This window comes from Chryseobacillus diguaensis, from assembly GCF_049220665.1.
Lineage (GTDB): Bacteria > Bacillota > Bacilli > Bacillales > Bacillaceae > Metabacillus_B.
In genome coordinates this window covers 74,047-86,787 of record NZ_JBMKNV010000001.1, presented here as the reverse complement: position 1 = coordinate 86,787, position 12,741 = coordinate 74,047, and the positions used below count along the sequence as shown (strand labels likewise).

Here is a 12,741-nt window from a genome sequence, read left to right as displayed (position 1 = left end):
GTCATTCTCCCTTTAGCCTTTCTGCAATTCCATACCAGATAACGTCGGTACATTCTGACAAAAGAACGATATCCTGATAGATCCATCCTGTCACATCTCTCCAAAGACGATTTCCCTGCTCCATTGGGACAAGCCCTTTCGAAATATCGCAGCCAATGAGGACTAAGTGTCTATGTTCTTCAGCTTGTTCCCATTTCATCCACTCATCCAGCTTTTCTTTCCAATGCTTTTTCGCATGCTCTCCGTGTATTTTAACAGATTCATTTATATAATGTTCCACCCCTTCAATCACCGTTACTGTTTGAAATGTTTTTTTCAAACTATCTCCGCGGTAAGCAGAAATCCAAGCTTGATCATTCTTTGCAACCCCGTAGGCTTCCCTTACCCATTTGCTTTTGCCGTTATAGGCTCCACCTGTAATGAAGTGCATGTTTCATTCCTCCCAAAGGTTTCTCTATCAAAAATGAGCTCATACCCTGAAGCGGGAGGAAGCTCCCATTCCCAGAAAGCTTTCTTTTCTATCGATAGCATTGAGAGCAGCTGGCGAATTGGTCCTCCATGCGTTATAATCACGATTCTTTGATTCTCTGGCAAAACTGCTTTTTTGATCAAACTCCATGCATGCTTTACCCGCAGTGAAAATTCCACCATGCTTTCTCCGTTCGGCGGTTTAGCTGCAGCCGGATCGTCAAGCCATTTAAGGTAGGTCAAATCTTCCTTTAGCTCCTCATAAGTCCTTCCTTCCCAATCCCCAAAGTTCATTTCCCTAAATTCCGGAATAAACGTCAGATGATAACCCGGAAAAAGAATAGCTGCAGTTTCCTCACAGCGCTTTAAATCGCTTGAAAAAAGCAGGTCTGGTTCAAAAAGGGAAGTACTTTTTAATGCGTCAATTCCCTCTTTTGAAAGCGAAATGTCTCCCCACCCGGAATAAGCGTGCTGCTTATTCCTTTCTGTCAGGCCATGGCGGAATAATGCAACAGCCACAGTATCAGCCATAAAACCGTCTCTCCCCCTTCAAGCGATCCTCCAAGTGTATCACCAGTCATGCCTCCAAATTCCTTATAAATAAACCGTTTTACTAAAAAATAATATAGTGCAGTTCCTGCTAGGAAGTAAAGGAACGAGTGAATAAAAAAGCTGAGAATCAGGAAAAAAAGGATCCAAATAGCAATCAGCCATTTTTGATTACTTCCCTCTAGATTTTGATAAAAATAATAAGCGAGCCCTTCATTCCTTGCAGGGACCATTTTTGCAAGCAGCCTGCTTATTAATACCCTTGACAGGACCGGAATGATGAGAATGGAAAGCAAAACCTCAAAATTGAAAGCAGATGTTGTTTCATATATGAACAAAAATCGGGCACTTAATAAAACAATGACAGAAAGAACTCCAAAAGCCCCTGTTCTCGGATCCTTCATAATTTCAAGCCGCTTATCCTTATCACGATAAGAAAAATAAGCATCACTTGTATCTATCCAGCCATCAAGATGGAGTCCGCCAGTGAGCAGGATAGGAAGAATCCATAAAATAAAAGCGCAAGCTGCAGGTGAAAGTGGTGTATAGCCCTTTAAAAAAAGCAGCAATAAAACAGAGACAATCCCGATTGCTAAACCTGCAAAAGGCAAGCTCTGAATCATATAGTAAATACGCTTTTTGCTCATCCCAATTGTTCTTTTGACAGGTAGAGCTGTGAAAAATTGAAATGCTAATAGGACGCCTGCCAGCAGATTTTTCATAAAAGTCTCTCACCTTTCTTTCCAGGCCCCTTCTTCCGTATTGGAACACCATTTTCAACAAGATAGGCCTCATCCGCTATCTTAACGAGCTCCTGGTGCAGCTTTCCGAGCAGTGAGACATATGTATTAACCAGTGTTCCTTTACTATCCTGAGCCTCATGGAACACTTCATTTGAAACAATAATCAGTGTGCCGCATGCCTTTTTAATGGATGACAGACCATGTAAAATGTGTTTCATTACTTCTTTATTCGAACGCTCGATATTTTCGCGGAACAGTTCATTGCTAAGAAGAATCGTAAGGCAATCCAGCAAAACGGTATCCTTCTTAGAAAAACAACAAGAGACTTTTTCTGTATCATATGGCTGTTCATAAGTGATCCAATTTCTATCCTGCACCTGCCTCATTTGCTGATGCCTTTTAATTCTTCTCTTCATTTCGAGATCCGTTTCCAGGCTTGTTGCGACATAATTTAGAACACCGTTCCCTGTTGATCCTGCGAGCATTTCTGCAAATGTGCTTTTTCCGCTTCTTACCCCCCCTGTTATAAAAATCAGCATATCCTTTTCCCCTTTACAGGAAGACATGCTGACAAGCCCTTTTCCATTTCTTCCAGCAGCTCATTTGCCGATCTCAGTTCATCTCCTATTTGTGTTGAGGCAATGAGGATTAAAGGGTCACTATGAAATTCATGATTCATCTTTGTTAACGTTTCGGTCACTTTCATAAGAGCTTTCAAAAAAACACCCTCGGATAAATTTCCATGAATGAAAGTCCAGATGCTGATGGCTTGGGATGCTTTTGTAACAACCGTCTGAATCATAAAATTTTCTTTGTGCGTTTTGTGCTGATCCATCTTTTGTTCCCCAGCCGGAAGTGCTGCTAGAATGGTTTCATGTTTGAGCCAGCCCCTTTCTTCTAAAATAGTTTCCCGTCCTTTTTCATCTTTGTATTTTTGAACAGGTAAATTTGCAAAGCATTTATACCAGCCAAAGCCAGGTTTATCAGGACCTGTGAAAAGCGTTTTTAGCGGTCTGTTTGATTGAAATGAAGTCATGTTTTCTATTGCAGATAATTTCCCTGTAAATTCTATGAAATTTTTTTCAGGTACTGCTTTTAAAAGAACTTGCGGCCTGCTGCTCTTAGGATGATAGTGCCTTTCCAGGGCTGTCCCGTAAACCCTTTCCAGGATTTCTCTTTCAAGCACTTCATATGCACTCCCCTCTGCTTCGACCTGGCCATGATTCATCAATAGCAGCCTGTCGCAATAAAAACTTGCCAGATTCAAATCATGAAAAATAGAAAGGATGGTAAGCTTATTTCTTCCTGCGGCAGCTTTTAAGGCAGAAAGAAGCTCCTGCTGATAGCTTAAGTCCAGATGGTTTGTCGGCTCGTCCAAAAGAAGAACATCCGGCTCCTGTGCAAGTGCCTGAGCAAGAAAAACACGCTGCTGCTCCCCGCCGCTTAAAGAATGGATGGACTGCCCTGAAAATGGCAAAATTCCGGTCTCCTCCATTACTCTTTGAACAATTTCTTCATCATGTTCATTCCACCTTGGCAATATTCCTGCCTGATGGGGATATCTTCCCATTGAAACAACTTCTTTAACAGAGAGATCAAAGGAAAGATGATTCAGCTGCGGCAAAACGGCCAGCACTCGCGCCCGTTCTTTTGATGAATAGTCTGATGATCTTTTTCCTTTAATAAGGATATCTCCCTTTTCTGAGTTCAAGAGACCAGAGATCATCTTCATCAAAGTAGTTTTTCCGCTCCCATTCGGACCAAGTATTCCGAAAAATTCACCTTCACCAACTTGAAAAGAAATGTTATGCAGAACTTCTTTTTTTTCATATCCGCCTGACACATCTTTTAGAAGTATCATTTTATCTCCTCCCTTACTTTCGATTTGCGAAAAGAATGGCCGCAAATACCGGGGCACCTATTATGGCTGTAATAACGCCAATCGGCAGCTCTCCAGGTGAGATAATGGTTCTTGCTAGCAAATCCGAGAGCATTAAAAATCCGGCACCTGTTAGCATGGAGAGCGGCAGCAAATGGCGATGGTCAGTACCGTATAAAAATCGGATAATATGAGGAATAACGAGTCCTACAAATCCTATGGCTCCTGAAACAGCGACTGCAGACCCTGTCAAAACGGAAGCCGCTATAATAATCATAATCTGTTTATTCTTCACCTTCACCCCAATATAATGAGCTCTTTCCTCACCAAAGGCGAATGCATTCAATTCTCTTGCCTGCATAAGCAGCACAATGCTTCCAGAAATAAGAAACGGCAAAATCATTTTCACATAGGGCCAGCCTCTCATCGAAACACTCCCTAAGAGCCAGTTCATGACTTCTCTTATTTCATCTCCTGTTAATGCAATGATGAGTGATATAATAGCCCCTAAAAAAGAATTTGCAATAACTCCTGCTAAAATCAGCGTCTCCATTGAAGTTCGCTTTTGAGCAGCATAGGAAATGAAAAGGACACAGCCCATTGTTAATGCACCCGCAGCAATACTGAAAACAGGCAGTGTATAGATACCAAATATATTAATTCCAAAGTATATAGCTGAAACAGCTCCAACGGAAGCACCTGAAGAAACTCCCAATGTATAAGGATCAGCTAATGGATTTCTGAGAAGACCTTGAAAGGCCCCTCCTGCTAAAGCAAGAGAAGCTCCTACAAAGCCTGCCAATAGAACGCGCGGAAGGCGTATTTCCATTAAAATGCTCACAGTAGATGGATCTACACCGTTAAGGGGTCTCCCTTGTTTACTGATCATCTTAACGATATCCATAAAGGGAATGGATACTGCACCCGCTGATATACCAGCAAACAGTGCGAGTAAAAGGAAAGCCAGTACTGCTGTATATTGAAAAATGCGGTTATTTCTTATAAATGTCCGGATAGATGACCTTTGCAAGCTCTTCTACTCCTTCCGCTAGCCGCGGACCTGGTCTTGTAACCTGATCAGAGTTAACATCAACAATATCTTTATTTTTAACTGCGCTGACATTTTCCCAGCCTTTTCTGCCTGAAACCTGCTTAATAGGATCCTTTATATAATAGCCATATGTCGTTATAATGCTGTCAGGATTGAGCTTAACGGCAGCTTCTTCTGATATTTTTGCCCAGCCTTTCAGGTCCGCTGCTGCATTTTTTGCTCCAATATCTGTTAGAATTTCATCAATAAACGTTCCCTTTCCGGCAGTGTATATATCCGGAGAAGGCGAGATTTCAACATATACTCTTTTCTGCTTATCTTGAGGAATGCTTTTTGCTTTTTCTTTTACGGAAGAAATCTTTTCCTTCATCTTTGCGATAATGTCTTTAGCTTCTTTCGATTTCCCAGTTGCTTTCCCTACCATTTCTATTGATTGGTAGACAGCACTAAATGTTTCAGCATCATTTACTACAACGACTGAAATACCTGCATTCTTTAGCTGATCCAGGCTGTCTCCCGATGAATTCAGGCTTGATTCATGCGCCAGTACAAGGTCCGGTTTCAGACCAATTATTTTTTCCACATTTACCTTTTGGGCATCTCCCACTTTTTCTTTTTTGCTAACATCCGCTGGATAATTATCAAAATTAGAAACCCCTACAATTTCCTTGCCAAGATTGAGATCATACGCAACCTCTGTATTGCTTGGAATTAAGGAAACAATGCGCTTTGGCTCCTGCTTAATTGTTACTTCCTTGCCTGTGGCATCCTTTATTTTCAAAGGAAATGCCGCTTGGTTCCCTTCTTTTGTTTCCGCAGAAGGATTTTCATTTGTTTTTTTCTGGTTTTCAGCTGTATTGCATGCCGTAAGAAGACCTGCTGATAAAGAGAGTGTTAATAGAGCAGAAAATATTTTTTTCATCATTTGCCTCCATTATGCTATAGTCGTTTTCACTTTGAATTGCCTTATAAAAACAAAAAACACCTCCCTGACTGCGGGAAGTGTTGCCAGCATGAATGGACACAAGATTGCAAAAGCAAATACATTGGTTTCAAGTAGTGGCACCTTCCTATCCTCGTAGGGTTTAAGGTGAGATGAAAGCAGGCAGGTCTCCTGGCTCATGATCATTGCATCCTGCACCTTCCCATGCATATGCACAGTGGTTTATCCAGGAATACTCCCATTTACAGTGGCGGGACCGCGTTGGAATTAAACCAACTTCCCTATTATGCCAAGCTTATCAAGATTGGCACCTGTTCCAAATCGTTATTTAATTAGAGCAAATCTATTATACTCTATTTATTAGGAATCTTGCACTTAAAAAATAAAGCGCAAGCGCTTTGGTTAGCACTGTCTAATAAAGAAAGGGACTTTTCAAAAAAAAGTCCCTTACCTTTATTATCTTCTTGCAAACAAGCGAAAAGCTTTTCGCACGATATAAAACAAGATCACAATTCCGATCAGATTCACTAAAAGTCCGGCAATGGAACCAAAAGCTCCCATGTGGCCGAACATACTGCCAAATAACAGTCCAGCTAATCCGCCGTAAAAAATCCCTTTCATAAATGAATTCCCTTTAGCCCTTGAAGCAGGAGCTTTTTTATAGGAATTGTAATTATTGTAGCTTTTCTTTTGTTTAAACATGGAAGGCGATTTAAATCCTCCTCCAGAACGAAATCCTTTTGCACTTGCAACATTATCCTGACTGTGGCTGATAAAATTGCCAACAGGTGAAAGAAGCAAAGCAAAAACTAAAAATGCTGATAATAATTTTTTCATCTTTTATAATCCCCTTTTTTAAATATATTTTCCGTAAATATAAATGTTTAAACTGCTGTTATTACTCTTCCCAGTAATGGTTTATGTTTTAAAAATCAATTTTTTAATGGAACTCTTTTTGTTATCAGACTTTGCATGTTTCTTCTCGACTTTCTCTTCAATGAAGTCCAGAGTTTTCGAGTCCTTCATCATTTCTTGTTTGTTGCTTCTGATTAATTCATCCATGTTATGAAATACGCTTCTTCTCATCTTTTCATTCCTTTCTTTATTCGTTCGTATCCTCTTAAAAACAGCAAAGGCGCTTTTACCAAGTTGGTAAAAGCGCCTAAATAAAAAATGCCTTTACCAATTATTTTGGCAAAGGTCTCGCTAGCAACATATGTTGCCAATAAAGCCGGGGAATTCACCCGTAATGACGACTTTATTCGAACAGCTACTCCCCTTTGAGAGGATAAACGAACTATTAATATACTAAGAGTTTACACCATTTCATTTCTTTTGTCAATGATAGTCAGACGAGTATTTAACTATCATTTTCCCTCTTTTAACTGTCCGATCTTTTATATGAAAAAGCTGTCGTGTGACCCGCAGATATATAACGTTTGCTGTGTTACGGCTCTGTCCACTTTTGTCCTCCCTGATTGACATACTGCCTTTCATCTTTGCAAATGAGGCACTACTGGTTCATTAACTGTCCTGTCATATTGCACACCGCATGTAACACAAATAAAATGGCCCATTCGAAACACGCCTTATACATTTAGTTATTTCTCTGAATATTTTAACAAAGGATAATTTCTCCTGCACGCTTCATTTTGATTATGTATGAAAAATAGGACATGACACATGAACAGCAAATCATTCGCCTTTTCTTCTTCACCAATTCTATAATGGTCAAGAAGGATACTTTTATAGGGAAGTGGCCAAAGTTTTCTGCATGAAAGCTTTGGGTATACATGAAAATTTCTGAAGGACTTGAAATGCTTGAATTGACAATGGAATTTATGGGAAATAAGCGTACCATCCATCCTGCTTTAGTATGGGATGAAGACAATGCAGTTCTTATTGATACTGGTGTCCCTGGGCAGTTAAAGGAATTTGAAAAAAGTTTTAAAGCAGCCGGAATTTCTTTTTCAAGCCTGAATAAAATCATTTTAACCCATCAGGATATCGATCATATTGGAAGCCTTCCGGAAATCTTGAGCAATACTGAAAAAGAAATTGAAGTGCTTGCCCATAAAGAAGACAAGCCTTATATTGAAGGTGATAAACCGATAATTAAAATGAATCCTGAAAGAATGAAGCAGATGACTGAAACCCTTCCTGAGGACAAGCAGGCAAGTATTGTCGCTATAATGCAGAAACCTCCTCACGCAAAAGTGGATACAACGATTGAAGATGAACAAGTACTTCCGATCTGCGGCGGTATTACAGTTATTTTCACTCCTGGACATACACCGGGCCATATCAGTCTTTACCTTCATAAATACAAAACCCTTATAGCGGGTGATGCACTAGTCGGCAATGACGGGCAAATTTATGGACCAAGTGAAAGAGTTACACCTGACATGAAACAGGCGATGGAATCGATTAAAAAATTTACAAAATATGATATCGAAAAAGTTATTTGTTATCATGGGGGCTTTTTTGATGACAGTACAGGCGAACGTTTAAAAGAACTTGCTGGAGAAAATTAGTACTGAAAGGACCAGTTAAGTTTACAAGTAAGCCTTTCCCGCTTGAGGTACCGTAATAGGAAAAAGAAGATATACACCACTATAAAAGCAGTGTGTTTCCCATAGGAAATCACACTGCTTTTATAATTTTTAGATAGAATAGACTTCTTCAACTACCGTGCCAAAGCTTCAAAGCAAAAAAGGAGTTATTTTCGATTTTAACAAAGTCTGTTAATGTCCAGATAATGCAGTTTGTGAAGAACCGGTTTTCGATGCTGAATTAATGGCTGCATTTAGAACACTTCGTGAATTTTTTAGTTATTAAGATATTTCTTTAATGTTTCTTGCAGTGTGCCTCTTGTTTCAGCATCTTTATCAAAACGGATTCCTGCTTGGACCATTTTTCTAACAAGGTCAGGTCTGAGTCCAGTAAGTATGGCTTTACTACCCATCATGGAAACCCCAGCTAATACTTTTTCCAAATGATCAATGACATCCATTTCCATCATGGCTATACCCGAAAGGTCTATAACCAGCTTCTCGATTCTTGATTCAGCAATATCGGTCAAGACTTTTTCCTCTATTATTTTAATCCTGTAAGAGTCAATTGTGCCAATCAAAGGCAAAACGGAAACAGTTTCACTTAAAGGAATAATGGGAACTGACAAATGTTCCACCATTTCTCTTTGTTTAAGGAGCATTTCATCCTTACAATTTGAATAACTAAGGAAAAAACTGTTAAGGAATTGATCGATCCTGTCATTTATTAGTTTTTCAAGTTCATAATATTCCAAGCGTTCCATTATTATACCCTTTGATTCATCAATTGAACCAATAATCTGCCACAAAGTTCTTCTGATAGCTTGTACCCATTCTAATTTTAATGCAAGTGTTAATGAATGAGTCGCCCAGGCAATTCCCTCCTGCTCTGCAAAAGAGACTAATTCTGAATCTTTTTGATCAACTACATAAAAAATCAATCTTCTGGCATTTTTTAATAAATCAATGTTTCCCTTATTTAAAATGTCTTTAATTTTCCCCGAGACGTTTATTGCTTCAGACAGCAGCTTACCCTTGAATATTTCTCCGTTTTCGTTTATGTAAGTTTTTATCTCTTCACTTAAGATAACTTTTGATTCCATTTTGCTGCTAACCCCCTATTAAACTCCATCTTATATATATATAGTAACAATTTTATATACCTTTTTGAAGATAAAAATTTTAAATTAAGTTTACTCCCAAGCTAACTGACTAGGTTTATTTAAGACGAATACTTGGAAAAGGTAACAATTTAGAATTTGTCTTATTTTGGATTCCAGAAAAAAATTCATCCTTTTTCCCTATTTTTAAAAATTGGATTTTTTCTATCTTCCCAATTAGCTTGTCCTCCATTTATAGTAGTAAAGGATTAGAACAGGACGATATCTGCATCATGCAAATCTGCAGGATCAGCAAGCAGACTGATTCATACCCAATAGGACCAATATACAAATGAATGATGGAGGGTGAAAAATGAAGGATTTGAGCAGACGGTTAATCATCAGTCTTCTGCTGACAGGCATTATTTGCGGAGGTATCAGCATTTCAATGGCAAACCTGCCTGAACCTGCCGTACATACAACGGGAAAATGAAAAAAGCGCAAGGCGATTGCCTTAGGCGACAAGCACATGGAAAGCTTGGCTTATAGGTTGTTCTTTCACCTTCTAGACAGATGGGCTTTTCACCTCGAACCTATGGCGCCTGAAGCTATATTCAGTGCGTAAACTAAGTTAAGAAATGTTATCAATTCTGTTAAGCTAAAAAGAAAGCCTCTTATCCAGTCTATTTCTGAAATGGATGAGAGGCTCATATGAGAAGAATATCGCAATAATGGACCAATGAAATTTGCGGCTGCTCTATTTGTCAGTTGTTTTTGGGTTATCAGCCGTTTTTCATTTCCTTAAGCAATATTTTTTTAGCTGAAGTTAATTCTGCAAATTGTTTATCAAGTTCTTTATATTTTGGATCACCAGCAAGCAGCATGCTTAATTCACCCAGAACAGCAGAAATTTTCGTTTCCAGAACAAGCAGCTCTTCCTTGTGCGTTTGCTTGCTATTTTCATTTTTGTTTACTTCCTTTTTCGATTCGTAACTTTTTAATCCGTGCTCATAACGCCTGATTGTGCCTTCTTCAAAAACAAGAAGGCGGTCAGCTAATTTATTCATAAAATAATAATCATGGGAAACGATTAAAATTGAACCGGTGAAGTCTTTTAGCGTTTCCTCAAGCTTCTCTCTGCTAGGAAGATCAAGATGATTTGTCGGCTCATCCAAAATAAGCACATCAGCTTTTTTTAACAGCATACCGGCAAGCTTCATTCTTGTTCTCTGCCCAAGGCTAAGTTCACCGATTTTCTTATTAAGAGTGTCAGCCTTCATTCCAAGGCCGGCACATATGGTTTTAAGCTTAAGAATGTCATCGCGCTCTTCCAGCTTCAAAGCCTCGATTGGTGTTTCATTCTCTTTAAGGTCGGTAACATCCTGGCTTAAATAACCAATTTTCAACGAATCACTTTTCCAAAAAGTGCCTTCCGTTAAATTTTCATTACCAAGCAGCACTTTGACCAGCGTCGTTTTCCCACAGCCATTTGGTCCGAAGATCCCCACTCTCTCACCGTATTTTACATAAAAATGACTTTCCTGAAAAAGCCAGCGATGTCCGGCTTTTTTTCCCGCTCCGGCCATCTCATAAATCCGCTTTCCTCTTTTTCCGCCATTTTCAAATTCAAATAATAACTTTACGTCATCTTCTGGTTTTTCAATTTTATTTTTTTCCAGTTCAGCAGTAAGGCGAGTCATTTTCGAACGAATTTGGATGTCCATTTTCTTTGCCTTGGCCCTGTGAAATTCTTTAAATCCAATTTGTCTGCGTTCAGAAGGAGACCCCTTTTTGGTTGAATCCCTATGGGCTTTTTCAGACCAATTTTTCAAATTTTCCATTTGAGATTCGATTTTCTGCTTATTTTTCTGCTGGTTTTCATACTTTTGCTGCTGCAGTTCCTGCCTTCTTTTTTTCTCTTCTCTGTAAGCTGTATAGTTACCAGTATATGATTCAAGCTTTCCTTCTGAAAGCTCTTCTATTCTGTTTACTGTTTCATCAAGAAAATACCGGTCATGGGAAATAATGATGACAGTACCCTCATATTGTTCAAGCTCATGGATCAGCCAGCGTACTCCCTGCAGATCCAGATGGTTAGTCGGCTCATCCAAAAGCAGCAATTGAGGCTTTGAGGCCCATACCTTTGAAAGAATAAGCTTCAGTTTTTCACCGCCGCTTAAATGACTCAATCTTTCTGCTTCCCAATTCTGCGCCTTTTCCAATCCCAGCTTGCTGGTTGTTTCCAGTATTCCGCTTGTATGATCCTCACGAATGATGGATTGAAAATCCATCAATTTATATTCAATCGATTGCTCCAAATATCCTACGGATATATGACGTCCAAATGTATCGATATTCCCGCTGTCAGCCTTAAGCTTACCAGCTAAAATATTCATTAAGGTTGTTTTTCCGGTTCCGTTATAACCGACAAGACCAATTCGGTCACCCGATTGTATTTCAAGCATCAAATTATTTAAGATAGAATGTTCACCGTAGCTTTTCTGAAGATCACTTATTTTCATTATGTTCATACAAGGCCACTCCTTTTTTGTCTAAATCAAAAAACCTCTCCACAAAGTACCCGGAGAGGTTTCATAGAAATGCCAAAAAAGCAAACAGAACCTGCACAGCTTCAAATAAGCTTGAAAGCTATACGGCAACAGAATGATTAAATGGGCAGACTAATCCTACTTCTCCAGGTTTTGCGTATTCAGCAAACGTAAGAAAAATAAGATTAGAATTTCATCGGCCCAATTTCATCCTTTCCGCACATAGAATTATTTCCAGTATATGAAAGTAACATGTTTATTGTCAATATATTTTATCTAATTTCCCATGATAGAAAAGCTCATCATAAATAACATCTCATTTTTTCTTTTCCTATTATGGGGTATATAGTTAATAGGAAAAGGTATAGTTCCTTCTTTTTTTCGGAAATCTATTGAAAACTAGAGGTGAAGCAAAAGATGAAAAAAATGAATACAGGCATTGTCACAGCATTGTCAGCGATCGGGATTGCCCAAGGATTGAAGGTATTTACTTACAAAAAAGTGACAGGAAAATGGGATTGGAGACCGCTATTGCAAACTGGCGGAATGCCGAGCTCTCACTCTGCGGGTGTTGCTTCACTTGCTTCATATGTTGCTGCAAAAAGAGGGACTAGTTCCATTGAAACAGCTCTTGCCGTTGTTTTCGGAGCGATCGTTATGTACGACGCTCAAGGCATCAGAAGACATACAGGAGAAATTGCAAAGCTTGTGAATGATATTGATGCAGATATTGAGGTACTATCAGGTCATTTCCCAGGTCTTGGACATGTTAAGCAGGAAGAAGAACTTAATGAATTACTTGGTCATCAGCCTGCAGAAGTCGCTGGAGGTGCAGCACTCGGAATTGTCATTGGTTTGATTAGTGCCTGGATCGAAGACTCGAAATAAAAGGCTGAGAGGTATAAAA

At 39.2% G+C, this 12,741-nt stretch carries 15 protein-coding genes and 2 riboswitches; of the genes, 3 read left to right on the top strand and 12 right to left on the bottom strand.

Annotated features, from left to right (window positions below; translation table 11 throughout):
- Position 1 precedes the first annotated feature (1 nt).
- From ACOT8F_RS00445 to ACOT8F_RS00400, 10 genes are all read right to left on the bottom strand, one after another.
- Positions 2 to 430, bottom strand: coding sequence for a hypothetical protein (locus ACOT8F_RS00445; protein ID WP_421649585.1), 429 nt, complete (start codon positions 428 to 430; stop codon positions 2 to 4).
- A complete protein-coding gene (locus ACOT8F_RS00440) occupies positions 382 to 999 on the bottom strand; it encodes a histidine phosphatase family protein (protein WP_421649583.1) in 618 nt (205 codons plus the stop codon). Before ACOT8F_RS00440 ends, ACOT8F_RS00445 begins: the two co-directional genes overlap by 49 nt.
- Entirely contained in the window at positions 957 to 1,739 is a 783-nt protein-coding gene (cobS, locus tag ACOT8F_RS00435; RefSeq protein ID WP_421649582.1) for an adenosylcobinamide-GDP ribazoletransferase, read from the bottom strand. Before cobS ends, ACOT8F_RS00440 begins: the two co-directional genes overlap by 43 nt.
- Positions 1,736 to 2,299, bottom strand: coding sequence for a bifunctional adenosylcobinamide kinase/adenosylcobinamide-phosphate guanylyltransferase (locus tag ACOT8F_RS00430; RefSeq protein WP_421649580.1), 564 nt, complete (start codon positions 2,297 to 2,299; stop codon positions 1,736 to 1,738). Before ACOT8F_RS00430 ends, cobS begins: the two co-directional genes overlap by 4 nt.
- Positions 2,293 to 3,621 carry a heme ABC transporter ATP-binding protein gene (locus tag ACOT8F_RS00425; protein ID WP_421649579.1) on the bottom strand — a complete coding sequence of 443 codons (1,329 nt, stop codon included), beginning with the start codon at positions 3,619 to 3,621 and terminating at the stop codon, positions 2,293 to 2,295. Before ACOT8F_RS00425 ends, ACOT8F_RS00430 begins: the two co-directional genes overlap by 7 nt.
- 13 nt (positions 3,622 to 3,634) lie before the next feature.
- Positions 3,635 to 4,669, bottom strand: a complete 1,035-nt coding sequence (locus ACOT8F_RS00420) for a FecCD family ABC transporter permease (RefSeq protein ID WP_421649578.1) — start codon at positions 4,667 to 4,669, stop codon at positions 3,635 to 3,637.
- Positions 4,632 to 5,612 (bottom strand): ABC transporter substrate-binding protein, encoded by a 981-nt coding sequence (locus tag ACOT8F_RS00415; RefSeq protein ID WP_421649577.1) that lies wholly within the window; start codon positions 5,610 to 5,612, stop codon positions 4,632 to 4,634. The genes ACOT8F_RS00420 and ACOT8F_RS00415 overlap by 38 nt, the downstream gene beginning before the upstream one ends.
- A gap of 12 nt (positions 5,613 to 5,624) precedes the next feature.
- On the bottom strand, positions 5,625 to 5,813 hold the full coding sequence (locus tag ACOT8F_RS00410; protein WP_421649576.1) for a hypothetical protein: 189 nt from the start codon (positions 5,811 to 5,813) through the stop codon (positions 5,625 to 5,627).
- Positions 5,778 to 5,963: riboswitch (cobalamin riboswitch) on the bottom strand. Its footprint overlaps the gene before it by 36 nt.
- 126 nt (positions 5,964 to 6,089) lie before the next feature.
- Positions 6,090 to 6,470: a hypothetical protein gene (locus ACOT8F_RS00405; RefSeq protein ID WP_421649575.1), complete on the bottom strand. Its 381-nt coding sequence runs from the start codon at positions 6,468 to 6,470 to the stop codon at positions 6,090 to 6,092.
- A gap of 81 nt (positions 6,471 to 6,551) precedes the next feature.
- Entirely contained in the window at positions 6,552 to 6,695 is a 144-nt protein-coding gene (locus ACOT8F_RS00400) for an FbpB family small basic protein (protein WP_421650009.1), read from the bottom strand.
- Between the two features lie 146 nt (positions 6,696 to 6,841).
- Positions 6,842 to 6,924, bottom strand: a riboswitch (yybP-ykoY riboswitch).
- 502 nt (positions 6,925 to 7,426) lie between these two features.
- Between ACOT8F_RS00400 and ACOT8F_RS00395 the strand changes: the two genes are divergently transcribed.
- Positions 7,427 to 8,167 carry an MBL fold metallo-hydrolase gene (locus tag ACOT8F_RS00395; RefSeq protein ID WP_421649573.1) on the top strand — a complete coding sequence of 247 codons (741 nt, stop codon included), beginning with the start codon at positions 7,427 to 7,429 and terminating at the stop codon, positions 8,165 to 8,167.
- 293 nt (positions 8,168 to 8,460) lie between these two features.
- On the opposite strand, the gene ACOT8F_RS00390 is transcribed toward ACOT8F_RS00395, so the two are convergent.
- Positions 8,461 to 9,288, bottom strand: coding sequence for an STAS domain-containing protein (locus ACOT8F_RS00390; protein ID WP_421649572.1), 828 nt, complete (start codon positions 9,286 to 9,288; stop codon positions 8,461 to 8,463).
- 370 nt (positions 9,289 to 9,658) lie between these two features.
- Between ACOT8F_RS00390 and ACOT8F_RS00385 the strand changes: the two genes are divergently transcribed.
- On the top strand, positions 9,659 to 9,778 hold the full coding sequence (locus tag ACOT8F_RS00385; RefSeq protein WP_421649571.1) for a protein YkpC: 120 nt from the start codon (positions 9,659 to 9,661) through the stop codon (positions 9,776 to 9,778).
- Positions 9,779 to 10,067: 289 nt separating this feature from the next.
- Here ACOT8F_RS00385 and abc-f read toward each other — a convergent pair whose 3' ends face one another.
- Positions 10,068 to 11,816: a ribosomal protection-like ABC-F family protein gene (abc-f, locus tag ACOT8F_RS00380; RefSeq protein ID WP_421649570.1), complete on the bottom strand. Its 1,749-nt coding sequence runs from the start codon at positions 11,814 to 11,816 to the stop codon at positions 10,068 to 10,070.
- Between the two features lie 435 nt (positions 11,817 to 12,251).
- Between abc-f and ACOT8F_RS00375 the strand changes: the two genes are divergently transcribed.
- Positions 12,252 to 12,722, top strand: a complete 471-nt coding sequence (locus ACOT8F_RS00375) for a divergent PAP2 family protein (protein WP_421649569.1) — start codon at positions 12,252 to 12,254, stop codon at positions 12,720 to 12,722.
- Positions 12,723 to 12,741: the final 19 nt, after the last annotated feature.